Annotated in this window: 14 protein-coding genes; 9 read left to right on the top strand and 5 right to left on the bottom strand. The window is 64.4% G+C overall.

Translation table 11 applies throughout. The features are described from left to right. Positions 1-45: 45 nt before the first annotated feature. From U5A67_RS05975 to kdgD, 6 genes are all read left to right on the top strand, one after another. Positions 46-984, top strand: coding sequence for a 2-hydroxyacid dehydrogenase (locus U5A67_RS05975; protein ID WP_321818236.1), 939 nt, complete (start codon positions 46-48; stop codon positions 982-984). 124 nt (positions 985-1,108) lie between these two features. Continuing rightward, positions 1,109-2,458: an MFS transporter gene (locus tag U5A67_RS05970; protein ID WP_321818237.1), complete on the top strand. Its 1,350-nt coding sequence runs from the start codon at positions 1,109-1,111 to the stop codon at positions 2,456-2,458. Between the two features lie 198 nt (positions 2,459-2,656). After that, positions 2,657-3,997, top strand: coding sequence for an MFS transporter (locus U5A67_RS05965; protein WP_321818238.1), 1,341 nt, complete (start codon positions 2,657-2,659; stop codon positions 3,995-3,997). Positions 3,998-4,031: 34 nt separating this feature from the next. Next, positions 4,032-5,108 (top strand): lactonase family protein, encoded by a 1,077-nt coding sequence (locus tag U5A67_RS05960; protein WP_321818239.1) that lies wholly within the window; start codon positions 4,032-4,034, stop codon positions 5,106-5,108. A gap of 75 nt (positions 5,109-5,183) precedes the next feature. Next, on the top strand, positions 5,184-6,533 hold the full coding sequence (gene gudD, locus U5A67_RS05955) for a glucarate dehydratase (protein ID WP_205982608.1): 1,350 nt from the start codon (positions 5,184-5,186) through the stop codon (positions 6,531-6,533). 55 nt (positions 6,534-6,588) lie between these two features. Then, positions 6,589-7,506 carry a 5-dehydro-4-deoxyglucarate dehydratase gene (gene kdgD, locus U5A67_RS05950; protein ID WP_321818240.1) on the top strand — a complete coding sequence of 306 codons (918 nt, stop codon included), beginning with the start codon at positions 6,589-6,591 and terminating at the stop codon, positions 7,504-7,506. A 126-nt stretch (positions 7,507-7,632) separates the two neighbouring features. Here kdgD and U5A67_RS05945 read toward each other — a convergent pair whose 3' ends face one another. Beyond that, positions 7,633-7,893, bottom strand: coding sequence for an H-NS family nucleoid-associated regulatory protein (locus tag U5A67_RS05945; RefSeq protein ID WP_321818241.1), 261 nt, complete (start codon positions 7,891-7,893; stop codon positions 7,633-7,635). A gap of 165 nt (positions 7,894-8,058) precedes the next feature. Here U5A67_RS05945 and U5A67_RS05940 point away from each other — a divergent pair, with 165 nt between their 5' ends. Next, on the top strand, positions 8,059-9,135 hold the full coding sequence (locus U5A67_RS05940; protein ID WP_415767790.1) for a hypothetical protein: 1,077 nt from the start codon (positions 8,059-8,061) through the stop codon (positions 9,133-9,135). Positions 9,136-9,161: 26 nt separating this feature from the next. Here U5A67_RS05940 and U5A67_RS05935 read toward each other — a convergent pair whose 3' ends face one another. Then, on the bottom strand, positions 9,162-9,860 hold the full coding sequence (locus U5A67_RS05935) for a cytochrome b/b6 domain-containing protein (RefSeq protein WP_321818242.1): 699 nt from the start codon (positions 9,858-9,860) through the stop codon (positions 9,162-9,164). Between the two features lie 112 nt (positions 9,861-9,972). Between U5A67_RS05935 and U5A67_RS05930 the strand changes: the two genes are divergently transcribed. Continuing rightward, positions 9,973-10,572: a TMEM175 family protein gene (locus U5A67_RS05930; RefSeq protein WP_205982605.1), complete on the top strand. Its 600-nt coding sequence runs from the start codon at positions 9,973-9,975 to the stop codon at positions 10,570-10,572. A 92-nt stretch (positions 10,573-10,664) separates the two neighbouring features. Here U5A67_RS05930 and U5A67_RS05925 read toward each other — a convergent pair whose 3' ends face one another. Next, positions 10,665-11,219 (bottom strand): DUF4142 domain-containing protein, encoded by a 555-nt coding sequence (locus tag U5A67_RS05925; RefSeq protein WP_205982604.1) that lies wholly within the window; start codon positions 11,217-11,219, stop codon positions 10,665-10,667. Between the two features lie 401 nt (positions 11,220-11,620). Between U5A67_RS05925 and U5A67_RS05920 the strand changes: the two genes are divergently transcribed. After that, positions 11,621-12,670 carry a diguanylate cyclase gene (locus U5A67_RS05920; protein ID WP_241023340.1) on the top strand — a complete coding sequence of 350 codons (1,050 nt, stop codon included), beginning with the start codon at positions 11,621-11,623 and terminating at the stop codon, positions 12,668-12,670. An 86-nt stretch (positions 12,671-12,756) separates the two neighbouring features. Here the strand turns inward: U5A67_RS05920 and icmH are convergent, their stop codons facing one another. Then, positions 12,757-13,542 carry a type IVB secretion system protein IcmH/DotU gene (icmH, locus tag U5A67_RS05915; protein WP_205982603.1) on the bottom strand — a complete coding sequence of 262 codons (786 nt, stop codon included), beginning with the start codon at positions 13,540-13,542 and terminating at the stop codon, positions 12,757-12,759. Beyond that, positions 13,539-14,885 carry a type VI secretion system baseplate subunit TssK gene (gene tssK, locus U5A67_RS05910; RefSeq protein ID WP_205982602.1) on the bottom strand — a complete coding sequence of 449 codons (1,347 nt, stop codon included), beginning with the start codon at positions 14,883-14,885 and terminating at the stop codon, positions 13,539-13,541. The genes icmH and tssK overlap by 4 nt, the downstream gene beginning before the upstream one ends. Positions 14,886-14,998 lie beyond the last annotated feature (113 nt).

Below are 14,998 nucleotides of genomic sequence, written 5' to 3'. Positions count from 1 at the left end.
ATTACCCCGAATCACGCAGCACGATCGCGACGAGGAAACCCGCGCATGTCCTTCGAAGTCCTTCTCATCAATCCCGTAATTGCCGCGCTCGACGAGGCGCTGCGCGCCCGTTACACGGTGCACCGCCTCTACGAGCACGCCGACGCGCAAGGCTGGCTGCGCGAGATCGGCGCGCGCATCGACGGTGTGGTGACGGGCGGCGCCTCGGGTATTAGCAACGCGACGATGGAGCAGTTGCCGAAGCTGCGCATCGTCGCGATCAGCGGCATTGGCACCGATGCGGTCGATCTGGCCTACGCCCGCGAGCGCGGCATTCATGTATCGACGACGCCGGGCGTGCTCACCGACGATGTCGCCGATCTCGCCATCGGCCTGCTGCTGGCGGCCTGCCGCGGCCTGTGCGTGGGCGACCGCTACGTGCGCGACGGCCAGTGGCTCGCGAAAGCGCCGCTGCCGCTGGCGCGCAAGTTCAGCGACATGAAGCTGGGCATCGTCGGGCTGGGTCGCGTGGGCCGTGCGATTGCCACGCGTGCCGCCGCGTTCAATTGCGCGATTGCGTACACCGATCTGCGGGCCATGAGCGATGTGCCGTATCGCTACGTGAGCGACCTGCATGCGCTCGCAAGCGAAAGCGACGCGCTGGTGCTGGCCGCATCCGCCGACGATGCGGAGGGTATCGTCGATGCGCGCATTCTCGACGCGCTGGGTCGCGACGGCTGGCTCGTCAACGTGGCGCGCGGCAAGCTCGTCAACGAAGCCGATCTGGTGCGCGCGCTGGTGGAGCAGCGCATCGCGGGCGCGGGTCTCGATGTTTTCGTCGACGAACCGAGGGTGCCCGCCGAACTGCTCGCGCTGCAGAACGTCGTGCTGCAACCGCATCGTGCGAGCGCCACGGTGCAGACGCGCGAGGCCATGGGAAAGATCGTGCTGGATAGCCTCGCGGCGAGTTTTGCGGGGCAGCGCCCCGAAACCAGCGTGACGTGAGCTTGCGCGCGCAACGATTGGCGCTGCGGCGCGCGGCACTACGGCGCGCGCGGCGCTTCAGGTGGCCACAGCGGCAGTAGACACGCGCGCCACAAAAAATCATCCCGAGACAGGGAGGAGACACATGAAAGCCTTCGATATGACCGCTGCGAAGCCAGCGGCGCAGCAGGCCCGCATCGGCCATTTCCGTTATGCCATCCTCGGTCTGATTTTCTGCATCACGGTCCTCAATTACGCGGATCGCGCGACGCTCTCGATTGCCGGCACCTTCGTCGCCCGCGATCTGGGGCTCACGCCCGCTGCGCTCGGCGTGGTGTTTTCCGCGTTCGGCTGGGCTTATGCGATCGGCCAGATTCCCGGCGGCTGGCTGCTGGACCGCTTCGGCGCCCGGCGCGTCTATGGCGCGAGTATCGTGCTGTGGTCGTGCTTCACGATGGCGCAGGGCGCGGTGTCGGTGTTCGGTTCGGTGGCGGCGGCCACCACGGCGCTCTTCGTCATGCGTTTCATGCTGGGGCTGGTGGAGTCGCCGGCCTTTCCCGGCAACGCGCGTGTCGTCGCTGCCTGGTTCCCGACCGCCGAGCGCGGCACCGCCAGTGCGCTGTTCAATTCCGCGCAATATCTCGCCGTGGTGATCTTCACGCCGCTGATGGCCTGGCTCACGCATCGGTTCGGCTGGCATCAGGTGTTTTTCTTCATGGGCGCGCTGGGTATCGTGGCGGCGTGCATCTGGTTCGCGACGATGCGCGAGCCCGCCGATCATCCGCGCATGAGTCGCGCCGAACTCGATTACATCGCCGAACGCGGCGCGCTTGTCCATCTCGACAGCCATCTCGGCGGGCGCGGCCGCTTTACGCGGCGTGAGATTGCCGTGCTGTTCAAGAGCCGCATGCTGTGGGCGCTCTATATCGGCCAGTACTGCATCACGGCGCTCACGTACTTTTTCATCACGTGGTTCCCGATCTATCTGGTGAAAGAGCGCGGCATGAACATCATGACGGTGGGCCTGGTTGCGGCGCTGCCGGCCATCTGCGGGTTTTCGGGCGGCGTGCTGGGCGGCGCGCTGTCGGACTGGCTGATACGGCGCGGTGTGCCGATGTCGGCGGCGCGCAAGACGCCGTTCATGATCGGCATGGTGCTGGCCACGGCGCTGATCGGCGCGCCGTTCGCCACGACCGATACGGCCGTCGTCGTGCTGGTTTCGCTGGCGTTCTTCGGCAAGGGACTGGGGGCGATCGGCTGGGCCGTGCTCGCCGACGTCGCGCCGCGCGAAATGACCGGCCTGAGCGGCGGGGTGTTCAACGGCATCGGCAACGTGGCGGGGATCGTTACGCCCATCGTGATCGGCTTCGTGGTGGCGACCACGGGGTCGTTCGACCGGGCGCTCTGGTTCGTCGGGGCGCACGGCGTGGTGGCGATGCTCGCGTATGGCCTGCTGGCAGGCCGTTTCCGGCGGATCGAGCTGCCATCGGCTTGAAAAGCGCTTATGTTGTACGATGTCTTATATTGGATCGTGCAACGACAGCGATCGCGCGATCATCAGCCTGAAACCCTTGTCGTTGCTGATTGGCGGCCGATTTGAGGGTAAACCTCATGTTGGAGTTGTCCGATGACTTGGTTATGATGTCATCAGACAACGTACCACGGTGCACGACACCGACAGGAGACAACCCCGATGTCCGCTTCCACTACCCGCTACGACTCGCTGCTGGATTCAGCCAGCGCCAAGGTCAAGCGGCACGTCCTGCCGCTGTTCCTGATCATGTTCATCGCGAATTACATCGACCGTGTGAACGTCGGTTTCGCCAGCGCGCATATGGAAACCGATCTGGGTCTGTCGGCGGCGGCGTACGGGCTGGGCAGCGGGCTGTTCTTCATCGGCTATGCGCTGTTCGAAGTGCCGTCGAACATGCTGATGCAGAAGTTCGGCGCGCGCGCCTGGCTCACCCGCATCATGGCGACGTGGGGCGTGGTGGCGGCGTGCATGGCGTTCGTGCGCACGGATACCTCGTTCTACGTGCTGCGCTTTCTGCTCGGGATCGCCGAGGCGGGTTTCTTTCCGGGCGTGGTGTTTTATTTCGCGCAGTGGCTGCCGCAGAAGGAACGCGGCAAGGCCGTGGCGATCTTTCTGGCCGGCTCCGCGTTTGCTTCGGTGCTGTCCGGGCCGGTGACGGGCGCGCTGCTGTCGGTCCGCGGTCTGGGTCTGGCGGGCTGGCAGTGGATGTTCCTGATCGAAGGCGCGTTTTCCATCGCGCTGTGTGCGGCAAGCTGGCTGATGCTGAAGTCGCGTATCAGCGACGCGCACTGGCTCAGCCGCGAAGAGCAGGGCGCGCTCGAAAACTACATGGCGCGCGAGCAGGCCGAACGTGAAGCGGCCACCGGCGGCGCACGCGTGCCGGTCACGCGTTTGCTGCGCGATCCGCAGATCGTGCTGTTCTGCTTCCTCTATTTCGCGATCCAGCTGACGATCTACGCGGCCACGTTCTGGCTGCCCACCATCATCCGCAAGATGGGCGGCCTCACGGATTTCCAGGTCGGTCTCTACAACGCGATTCCGTGGATGATCGCCATCGTCGCGATGTACTGCTTCGCGCTGCTGTCGGCCCGCTTTCGCTTCCAGCAGGGCTGGCTGGCGCTGGCGCTCGTGATTGCGGCGTGCGGGCTGTTTGCCTCGACTTCCGCGAATCCGGTGTTCTCGTTCGTCGCCATCTGTTTTTCGGCGATTGGTTTCAAGGCGGCGTCTTCGCTGTTCTGGCCGCTGCCGCAAGGTTATCTCGATGCCCGCGTGGCGGCTGCCGTGATCGCGCTGATCAACTCGCTCGGCAATCTGGGCGGCTTCTTCGCGCCGGCCACCTTTGGTTACCTTCAGCAGCACACCGGCTCGATCGCGGGCGGTCTTTATGGTCTGGGCGTCACGTCGCTGATTGCGGCCACCGCCGCGTTCCTTGCACGCAGCAAGCCGTCGCGGCGCGCGTTCAGCGACGAAGCGGATTCCCTCCATCGTGGCGCACACTAATGCCTTTCGCCCACGACCACTGAGGGAATCGCCCATGCAAGACCGCTACTTTGTCTACGTTTCGAACGCCAATGACGGCGAGATCGACGTGCTGCATCTGGATGCCAACGCCGGCACGCTCACGCCGCACGCCCGCACCACCATTGCGCCGACCGTCATGCCGATGGCGCTCGCGCCGGACCAGCGCCATCTCTACGCCGTCACGCGCGGCAGCGATCTGCATCTGTATCGCTACGAGATCGACGCGCAGACCGGCAACCTGAAAACGCTGGGCCGCGCGCCGCTCGATTCGAGCTTCGCGTATCTGGGCGCCGATCCGCTGGGCCGCTTTTTGCTGGGCGCTTCGTATGGCGAGCATCGCGTGTGTCTGTATCGCACGCAGGACATCGATAACGGCCTGGGCGCGCCGCTGCAGACTGTCGAAGGCATCCAGAACGCGCACGCCGTCATTGTGTCCGGCGATGGCCGTTTTGCTTACGCCACGTCGCTCGGCAGCAATCGCGTGTTCGGCTTCGCGCTGGAAGACGAAGGGCGTTTGCGCGAGATCGGCGTGGTGGATCTCGGCGAGGGTTTCGGTCCGCGCCATCTGCGTCTGTCGCCCGATGAAAACACGCTCTACGTGCTCAGCGAATTCCGCGCGACCGTGGCCGCCTTCAAGCGCGATGCGCAGACGGGCGAACTTACGGCCAGCCATGTTTCGCCGCGCGCGCCCGACCTTGCGCACCTGAACGACGGCTTCGCGCGGCCCGGTTCTTCGGACCCGGTGCAGCCCGATCCCGCCGAACTCGCGAAGCTGGTCTGGGCCGCCGATATCCACGTTGCGCCCGATGGCCGCTTCGTCTATGCGTCCGAGCGCACCACCAGCCGTCTGCTGACGTACGCCGTGCAGCCGGATGGCGCGCTCGAGTATGCGGGTTGTGTCGATACCGAAACCCAGCCGCGCGGTTTTCGCCTCGATCCGTCGGGCCGCTTTGCGGTGGCCTGCGGAGAAAAGTCGCCGCACGTCTCGCTGTATCGCGTCGATGCGCAAAGCGGCGCGCTCACGCTCGCCGCGCGCTGCGCAGGCGGACACGGCGCGAACTGGGTGGAGATCGTCGCCGCACCGGCTTGACCTCGCATGAACCGATTTGATTAATCGACTGGCGCCGCTCCATACAGGCGCCGATTTTTGACAGGTAACGCTTTCATGACCACACAAAACGTCTCTTCGAACGCGACGCCCGTCGTGACCGAACTGCGCGTCGTGCCCGTCGCGGGCCGCGACAGCATGCTGATGAACCTCTCCGGCGCGCATGGCCCGTTCTTCACGCGCAACGTCGTGCTGCTGCGCGACAGCGCGGGCAACACGGGCATTGGCGAAGTGCCGGGCGGCGAGGCGATCCGCAAGACGCTCGACGATGCACGCGCGTTCGTGGTCGGCCAGTCGATCGGCAATCTCCAGGCCGTGCTCAACACGGTGCGCAAGCAGTTCGCGGACCGCGATTCGGGCGGCCGCGGCCTGCAGACCTTCGATCTGCGCACGACGATTCACGCGGTCACCGCGCTCGAAGCGGCGCTGCTCGATCTGCTCGGCCAGCATCTGGGCGTGCCGGTGGCGGCACTGCTCGGCGAAGGCCAGCAGCGCAGCGAAGTGGAAATGCTGGGTTACCTGTTCTTTATCGGCGATCGCAACAAGACGGATCTGGAGTACGCCAGCGGCGCCGATGGCCGCGACGACTGGGAGCGCGTGCGCACGGAAGTGGCGATGACGCCCGAAGCCGTGGTGCGTCTGGCCGAAGCCGCGAAGGCGCGTTACGGCTTCAACGATTTCAAGCTCAAGGGCGGCGTGCTGTCGGGCGACGCGGAAATGGAAGCGGCCACCGCGCTGGCTGAGCGCTTCCCGGAAGCGCGCGTGACGCTGGACCCGAACGGCGCGTGGTCGCTGGCCGAAGCGATCCGTCTGTGCCGCGACAAGCACGATGTGCTGGCCTACGCGGAAGATCCGTGCGGCGCGGAAAACGGCTATTCGGGCCGCGAAGTGATGGCCGAATTCCGCCGCGCCACCGGGCTGCCCACGGCCACCAACATGATCGCCACCGACTGGCGCCAGATGGGTCACGCGATCCAGTTGCAATCGGTCGATATTCCGCTGGCGGACCCGCACTTCTGGACCATGCAGGGTTCGGTGCGCGTGGCGCAGATGTGTAACGACTGGGGCCTCACGTGGGGCTCGCACTCGAACAATCACTTCGATATTTCGCTGGCGATGTTCACCCACGTGGCCGCCGCCGCGCCCGGCAAGATCACCGCGATCGATACGCACTGGATCTGGCAGGACGGCCAGCGCCTCACGCGCGATCCGCTGCAGATCGTCGGCGGCAAGGTGCAGGTGCCGCAGAAGCCGGGTCTGGGGATCGAGATCGATCTCGACGAACTGGAAAAAGCGCATGCGCTTTACCAGCAGCATGGCCTGGGCGCGCGCGACGATGCCGTCGCCATGCAGTACCTGATTCCCGACTGGAAATTCGACAACAAGCGCCCGTGCCTCGTGCGCTGAGCGTTGCGACTGAACACATTCACAGACTCATCGACAGATTGAAAGGATCGCCACCATGACCACTCCGCAAGAACTCAAGCAAATCGTTTCCGAAGGCCTGCTTTCGTTTCCCGTCACCGACTTCGACGCACAGGGCAACTTCCGCGCCGATACCTACGCCGAGCGCCTCGAATGGCTGGCGCCGTACGGCGCGAGCGCGCTGTTCGCGGCGGGCGGCACGGGCGAGTTCTTCTCGCTGACGAAGAGCGAGTACTCGCAGGTCATCAAGACCGCGACGGAAACCTGCAAGGGCAAGGTGCCGATTCTCGCGGGCGCGGGCGGCGCGACGCGCGTGGCCATCGAGTACGCACAGGAAGCGGAACGCAACGGCGCGCAGGGCATTCTGCTGATGCCGCATTACCTCACGGAAGCCTCGCAGGAAGGCATTGCGAAGCACGCGGAAGAAGTCTGCAAGGCCGTGCCGAAGATGGGCGTGATCATCTATAACCGCGCCAATTCGAAGCTCAACGCCGACATGCTCGAGCAGCTCGCCGAGCGTTGCCCGAACCTGATCGGCTTCAAGGACGGCGTGGGCGAGATCGAGTCGATGGTGACGATCCGCCGCCGTCTGGGCGATCGCTTCTCGTACCTCGGCGGCCTGCCGACGGCGGAAGTCTATGCCGCCGCCTACAAGGCGCTGGGCGTGCCGGTGTACTCGTCGGCGGTATTCAACTTCATTCCGAAGACGGCGATGGAGTTTTACCGCGCGATTGCGGCCGATGACCACGCAACGGTTGGCAAGCTGATCGACGAATTCTTCCTGCCGTATCTGGCGATCCGCAACCGTCGCGCCGGTTATGCCGTGAGCATCGTCAAGGCCGGCGCGAAGCTGGTGGGCCACGACGCAGGCCCGGTGCGTGCGCCGCTGACCGATCTGAACGAGGAAGAACTCGCACAGCTCGACGCGCTGATCAAGAAGCTGGGCGCGCAGTAAGGCTGGGCGGTTCCTGACCCGCCTGAAAGCGCCTGAAAACAACAGGCCCGCGAGCTTTGACGGCTCGCGGGCCTGTTGTATTGACAACGTGTTGTTGAATCTCGCGTTGAATCTCGCGACGCGGGCTTATTCGCCGAACAGGTCGAAATTACCTTTGCCGTCATTGGCTTGCGCGGCGGCGCCCGGCGCGGCGCCCGGCGCGGCCTTGCGCTTGCGCGTGGCCTTGGGCGCGCGCGGCTTGCCGAACAGATCGTCCGGCGTAAAGCCGAATTCGGCGATGGCGGCGCGGGCGGCCACAAGCGCCTCTTGAGCCGCCTCGGCACGCGCCGCTTCGATGCGCGCGTCGAGGGCGCGTTTTTCGGCGAGCAATTCGAGGTAGGTAGCCATCTGCGCGTTCTATCGGTCGAGTGAAGGGGAGCGCCGATTTTACGCCATGCGCCGGGTGCTGTCCTTGCGCGCATGGCGATGCAGGCACGGCGGGGCATAGCGCTTGCTACCCAGGACGGCTGTGCGCACTTTCCCTCGATACCTTCCATGATTTCATTTCGCCTGCTGTCCCGGCGGCGTCTGATCGCTGCTGCCTTTTGTCCTGTCCTGATGATGTCCGGTTGCGCCTGGTTCGGTCCGCATATGTTGCGCACCGATCAGGTCGATTACGAACGCGCGCTCGGCGACGCCAAGAAACGCGAGATGCTGGCGACCATCGTCGGGCTGCGTTATGGCGATTCGCCGTCGTTCGTGGCGGTCAGCCAGATCATCGCGTCGTACACCTTCGAAGCCAACGCCGGCGCGCTCGCCGAAGGCGGTTCGCGCAACGCGGGCACGAGCTACGGCCAGGCGAGCGTGGGCGCGACGTACTCGAATCACCCGACCTTCACCTTCGTGCCGACCACGGGCGACGCGCTCGCAACCGGTTATATCCGCCCCTTGCCGACCGAACTGGTGCTGCCGCTCGCCGATAGCGGCGTGCCCATCGACCTGTTGCTGCGGCTGTCGGTGCAGTCGATCGGCGGATTGCAGAATGCCGCGCCGCTGGGCGGACCGAGCAGCGACGGTAATCCCGGCTTCTTCGAACTGCTGCGTGCGCTGCGTCGGCTGCAGCTGGCGGGCCAGTTGACCATCAGCTACAAGCAGGACGAGCACGATCACCAGGCGCACGTGACGATGAGTCTGGGCGCCGACGGTGCGCCGCCCGAATCGGCCGCCGATCTCGCCGAGGTGCGCAAGCTGCTGCATCTGTCGCCGGTCGTGCGCGAGTATCAGGTGGTGAATGCGCCTGCGTTGGGCGGCAACGGTCACACGATCAATATGGTGACGCGCTCGGTGATGGGGATCTTGAGCAATCTGGGCGCGCAGATTTCGGTGCCCGAGAGCGATGTCTCGCGCGGCGCGACCATGCCGACGGTGCATCTGATCGGCGGCGAAACCCGGCCGACCATCGTGGTGCATGTGGGCGAGCGCGCGCCGGCCGGCGCGTATGCCACCATCGACTATCACGGCGCGACTTACTGGATCGACAACGACGATTTCGATTCGAAATACGCGCTGACGGTGCTGCAGAATCTGATCGCGCTGGCCCAGGCGAATCAGGATCAGAAGGCGCCGATCCTGACGGTGCCGGCGGGGTGAGCGCCGCGGCGCAGTTTGGCGTGTGCCTAGAGATAAAACGCCAATAACGCCGTCACCAGCGCGGCAAATCCCATCAGCAACACCGCGAGCCACAGCGAGGTGCGCCGTGGCGCGCGTGACGTGACGGGTAGCGGCTTGATACCCGTCACCATCGGCCCGACGAGGTTGTGCCCTTTCAGCAGCGCATACATGCCGATTGCGCAAACGTGCAGCACGACGGCCGCGGCCAGCACATCCCAGCCATAGGCGTGAATAGCCGAAATCATATTGGCGATCGCCGCCGGCACGATCTCCGAAAGCGGGCCTTCATCGGCGATATCGTTGTTGACGTAGAGGCCGCTGAGCGTCTCCGCGAACAGCAGCGCGAGCAGCAACATCACCATCCAGCCGCCTGCCGCGTTGTGTCCCACCTGCACATCGGGCTCGCGGCGCCCGAGTTGACGCAGATGGCGCCACGCCGCTGCGGGCGTCGCCAGAAAGCGGGTAAAGCGCGCGGTTTCGCTGCCGCAACAGCCCCACATCAGACGGAACAGGACCAGCGCGAGCAGGGTTTCGCCCGCGCGCACGTGCAGCTGCATCCAGTTCATGCGCTGCGATAGCCACGCGAGCGCCACCAGTCCGACCGTGAGCCAGTGAAACAGCCGCGTGGGCAGATCCCAGACCCGCACGCGTCGCCAGTCTACCGATTGAGCGGTCTCGCTTCGTTCGCCTGAATCCATCGCCATGGCGTTCCTCTCAGGTGTGTGCCGGCGCTACGTGGCATCGGCGCGCGCTTTCGGCCATACTTTCGGCTACCTTTCTTGTCCTGCAATTTCTGTCCCGTGCCTGGCGAAGCCGATGAATAAAAACCGACTCGAAGCATTCAGCGATGGCGTGCTCGCCATCATCATCACCATCATGGTGCTGGAACTCAAGGTGCCGCACGGCGACGATATCGGGGCGCTCGCACCGCTCTGGCCGACTTACCTGAGCTATGTGCTCAGCTTTCTCTATGTGGGCATTTACTGGAACAACCACCATCACATGATGCACGCCGCGCGCAGCGTGAACGGCTCGGTGCTGTGGGCGAACCTGCATCTGCTGTTCTGGCTTTCGCTGCTGCCGTTTACGACCGGCTGGATGGGCGAAAACCATTTCGCGCGCTGGCCTACCATGCTGTACGGCTTCAACCTGCTGCTCTGTGCGATCGCGTACGTCGTGCTGCAGGCGACGCTGGTTCATTATCACGGCATGCAAAGCCCGCTCGCGCGCGCACTCGGACGCGACTTCAAGGGCAAGGCGTCGGTGGCGGGTTATCTGCTGGGAATCGTGCTGGCGGCGTTGGACTGGCCGCATATCGGCGCGCTGTTCTTCGTGGCCGTGGCGCTGCTGTGGCTCGTGCCGGACCGCCGCATGGAGCGGCTCGTGACGGCGGCAAGCGAACATAGCGAAGAGTAGTCGACGTTTCGGATGCGAAGGGCGCGGGCCGTTCGGGCGCCGCGCCCTTTAGATTGACCGGCACGCGCTCAGGCGTGCCGCCACGGCGGCGTTCAGCCCGCCAGATGCTTGCGTTGAGCCAGTTCCTTCGCCTTGGCGATATCGGCCTGGATCACGGGCAGTCCTTCGCTGGCGGCCTTTTTGAGGCCCGCATCGCGGCCCGAGGCGATCTCCGCCTGGAAGGCCGAAAGCGTCTTCTGCTGGCCGCCCAGCGCCACCTGTTCGATATACGCCTTGTCGAAATCGGCGCCGCGCAGGTTCTTGATGCCGTCGATCACGGCGGTGTCGGGATCGTTACGCGGCACGTCGACGCCGCGCGGGCTGGCGGCGCGCATCGAATCCGAAAGCTTCGAATAATCGGCGACGAGCTGTTCCGCGAAGGCCTTCACTTCGCGGTCGGTCGAGCGCGAATCGGCGATGCGCGCGGCGTCGCGCTGGGTGGCGACCGTTTGTGTGCCATCGGCGATAAAGCTTTTGTCGGCGGCGTGCAGTTCCGGTGCGGCGGCGGTCGTTGCGGGCGCCGCGGTCTGCGCGTGGGCGCTCATGGAGAGCGCGAGAAGGCCGACTGCGGAAGCACTGGCGAGAGAAGCAAGCGAGAGGCGAATCATACGAACTCCTTGTCTGCGTGATGTTCCACGCTATGGGTATGTCTTGCCGGTTTGGCTGTACGACCGTTCGGCGGGTTTGCCGCGCAACGGTCTGAAGAATTCTAGGAAGGCAGAGCGCGTACAGGTGCAACGATCGCGTCGCTTCTGTAACGGTTGGTAAGAAGCGGAAGGTTGGGGCCGTGGGTCGGCCGTTTGATTGCCACTTTCATCGCGCTGTCACATCGGCCGCGCGCATGCATCGAAAAGCCCCTCAAAAGCCCGTTACGCATGGCGCATGCAATGGCACAATGGCCGCATTCCGGTGCGCGCGCGGGGTTGCGCGCGCGTTAGCGGGGCCGGGTAGCGAGACAGGACGCAGGACTAAAAAGCAGCACAACAACAGGTCAGGATTCGATTCGAGCATGAAACCGAGCAAGCATCCCATGGCCGGCAAGGGCAGGCGTTTCGTCGAGCGCACCTGGCGCCTGCGTATGGTGGGCCTCGCGCTCGGCTTCTTCTGCGTGGCGGCGGTGTTCGCGCAGCAGGGGCGCGGCGCGGTGCTGTGGTCGCTGCTGGTTTTTCACGGTTTCATCTGGCCGCACGTCGCGCGCCGGGCCGCGCATGCCTGTGTCGTGCCGTATCGCGGCGAGCGCTTTAATCTGATGATCGATTCGGCGCTGGGCGGTCTGTGGGTGGTCGCGATGCGCTTCAATCTGCTGCCGAGCGTGCTGCTCCTCGTGATGCTCAGCATGGACAACATCGCGGCGGGCGGCCTCACGCTATTTCTGCGCGGCGTGCTCGCGCATCTGGTCGGGCTGCTTGGCGGCTGGCTGGTACTCGGTTTCGTGTTCGAGCCCGTTACGCGCATGCCCACCATCGTCGCGTGCCTGCCGTTCTTGATCGTCTATCCGATTGCGCTGGGCTGGAGCACCTACCGCATTTCCCGCAAGCTCGCGGAGCAGACGCGCATTCTCGAAGGCCTGAGCCGCACCGACGGCCTCACCGGCCTGCTCAATCGGCGTCACTGGGAAAACCTGCTCGCCGATGAATTCGAGCGTTGCCGCGCGACGCGTTATGCGTCGTCATTGATGCTCGTCGATCTCGATCACTTCAAGCACGTCAACGATACGCGCGGTCACCAGGCCGGCGACGCCGTGCTGTGCGCGTTTGCGGGTTTGCTGCGCGATCATTTTCGCGTGAGCGACAGCATCGGGCGCTATGGCGGCGAGGAGTTCGGCGTCGTGCTGCCCGGCGCGACGCTCGCCGAGGCGCGGTCGGTGGCCGAGCGTTTCGTGGCCGCCGTGCGGGAAAAGAACAAGGAAGAGGGCGGGCAATGCCCGTGCACGGTGAGCGTGGGCGTCGCGCAATGCGACGAGTCGATGATGGATCACGCCGCGTGGCTCAAGCAGGCCGATGCCAGCCTTTATCGCGCGAAGATGACGGGCCGCGATCGGGTAGTGACGGCTGCGTGAGCGCTAGAAAAGACAAACGCGCCCGAGAGCGCGTTGGTTGTATCGATTAGCTTTCCGAACTATCTGCGGGATTCACGCAAACAGATTCAAGGCAGCGAAATCGTGAGATTGGCCGATTGCGGTCCGAGCTTGACGATATTCGTATACGGCGCAAGCGTGCGCAGCGTGCTGTCGCGCAGCCAGGTATTGAGTCCCGTCCACGCGAGAATGCCAACCAGCGCGAACACGGCGCCTATCGTCCAGAGCGGCACTTCGCGCTTCAAACGGTGCGCGACCTGATCGGGCAGCGGCCAGTGCGGCGCGAACGGCGCACGTTTGCCCTTGATATGCGCGATTTCGTCGCCCACGCGTGCCGTGAGATACGCGAGCTTTTCCGGGCCTTCGAGCATGTACTTGCCCTGGAAGCCCAGCAGCAGGCACATATGAAAGACTTCGAGCGACTGCAGACGCGCGGGACCGCGCGCACGGCATTCCTCCAGATACTGGAAGAACTTTTCGCCTGCCAGTTGCTCGCCGAACAGCGCGAGTTGCAGCGGCCGGCGCTCCCAGTCCGAACGGATCTTGAACTGCGAACACAGCACCGATTCGTCGATGGCGGCGCAGAACGCGAACTTCGCGGCATAGACGTCTTCGGCCGACACATTCAGTTTCTTCGCGCCGCGTTCGAAATCGCCGAGAAACTGCTGCACACGCGAAGTGAATTCCGCCGCATCGCCAGGCTCGCGGCCGTTCTTCAGCAGGAACAGCATGAAGAAGCCGTCGTACAGCAGATCGAGCAGCGAGCGCACCTGATAGGCGGGATCGCTCGCCGGCATCTGCGGCGCGAGGGTGGGCGGCGGGGCGTCGCCGAAAAGGGAGGGCGCGTTGCTCATGACGTCACCGCAATCAGTTCGAGTTTGAGATCGTTGATGCCCGAAGGCGTGTACACCATGGCCGACTGCGCCTGAATCATGCGTTCATACAGCGCGCTGCGCGATTCCAGCGCGAAATAGCACGCGCCGGGCCGCACGGGAATCGCCGGCGGCACTTGCGGCGTGTAGACGAGGCGCACGCCCGGCATGGCCGAGAGCACGAGCTTGTCCACGTCGTCGGGCGCGCCCACCTTGAAACGCGCGGGCACGGCATCGACCAGATCGACGGCCTGCATATCGGCGGAAACGGCCAGATAGAAGGTGGTCTTGTCGTCGATCTTGCCGGAGTCGAGACGGCCGATATGGAACGACGCACGCACTTCTTCCAGCGCAATCGAGAAGTACTGTGTGGAGATCACCGTTTCCAGCAGGTCGCGCAGAATTGCGTCGAGTCGCGCGAAGCCCGGGCCCGGATCGTCGTGACGATAAGCGGGCAGATCGGCCAGCGTGTGATTCTTCGAGAACGTCAGCAACTGGCCGGCGAGACGCAGCAGTTCCTGATACAGACGTTCGGGATGCAGCGCCGAATGCTGATAGAGATGCGCGAGCGTCGCGAATGCGCCGCTGGCCGTATGCAGCAGCCAGAACGAAGCGATATCGCCCGAGCGGAATTCAATGATGTTCTTGGTCGGCTCGCGATGGAAACCGTAGAGCGCATTGACCTTGGCCTGCAAGGCGTCGATCAGGCGGCGCAAACGCTGATGCAATAGCGGCGACGCTTCGATCGCGAGGCTCGGCGGCACGAACGATTCATCGGCTTCGAAACCCGACGACGCCGTGCGGCGCACGCGCACGACCGGCACCGAAAGCAGTTGATCGCGCGGCTCGGTGTGCGCGACGAGCTTCACATTGTTCTTGAGGAACGTGATGTCGGCTTGCGTGGCGTCCGTGTAGTGATCGGCCACACTGGCCTGTTCGCTCACATAGCGCGCGATAAAGCCTTCGTTACGGTCGCCCGTGTAATTCGAGCCGTTTTCGCGCACCTGATGCAGCGCGAGATAGAAGGTGAATTCGTTGATGCCTTCGGGCAGCGCGTCGAGTGCGACCGGCGGCGGCAGGTCGTCGGCCTGCGGCGCGGAGTAGAGCGTGCCGTCGGGAAACACCAGCGACAACTCGCTCAGGCGCAGGATATTGCTGCCGAGCGAGTCGTGATCGATGCGGATCGAGCGCACGCCCCAGTTGTATGGCTGGATCGCCTGGATCGATTCGAAGAGCCGGGCTTCGTGATAGGCGTCCTGCCGCTGGAAGTGCTGAGGCCTGAGAAACAGGCCTTCCCCCCAAAGCACTTTCGAGGAATAGCTCATGATGATTCAGCTTATGCGTCGATCTTGTCTCGCCATGCCTGCCGGCGGACTGGATTGTTGGTTGAAGAGGTCCGGTTTTGCTGCCGATTCTGCTTCACTTTTTGCTTCAATTA

It is taken from the genome of Paraburkholderia sp. J69-1, from assembly GCF_905220255.1.
Taxonomy (GTDB): domain Bacteria; phylum Pseudomonadota; class Gammaproteobacteria; order Burkholderiales; family Burkholderiaceae; genus Paraburkholderia.
Note: the sequence above shows the minus strand (reverse complement) of the source record. Positions and strands in the feature narration are given on the sequence as shown.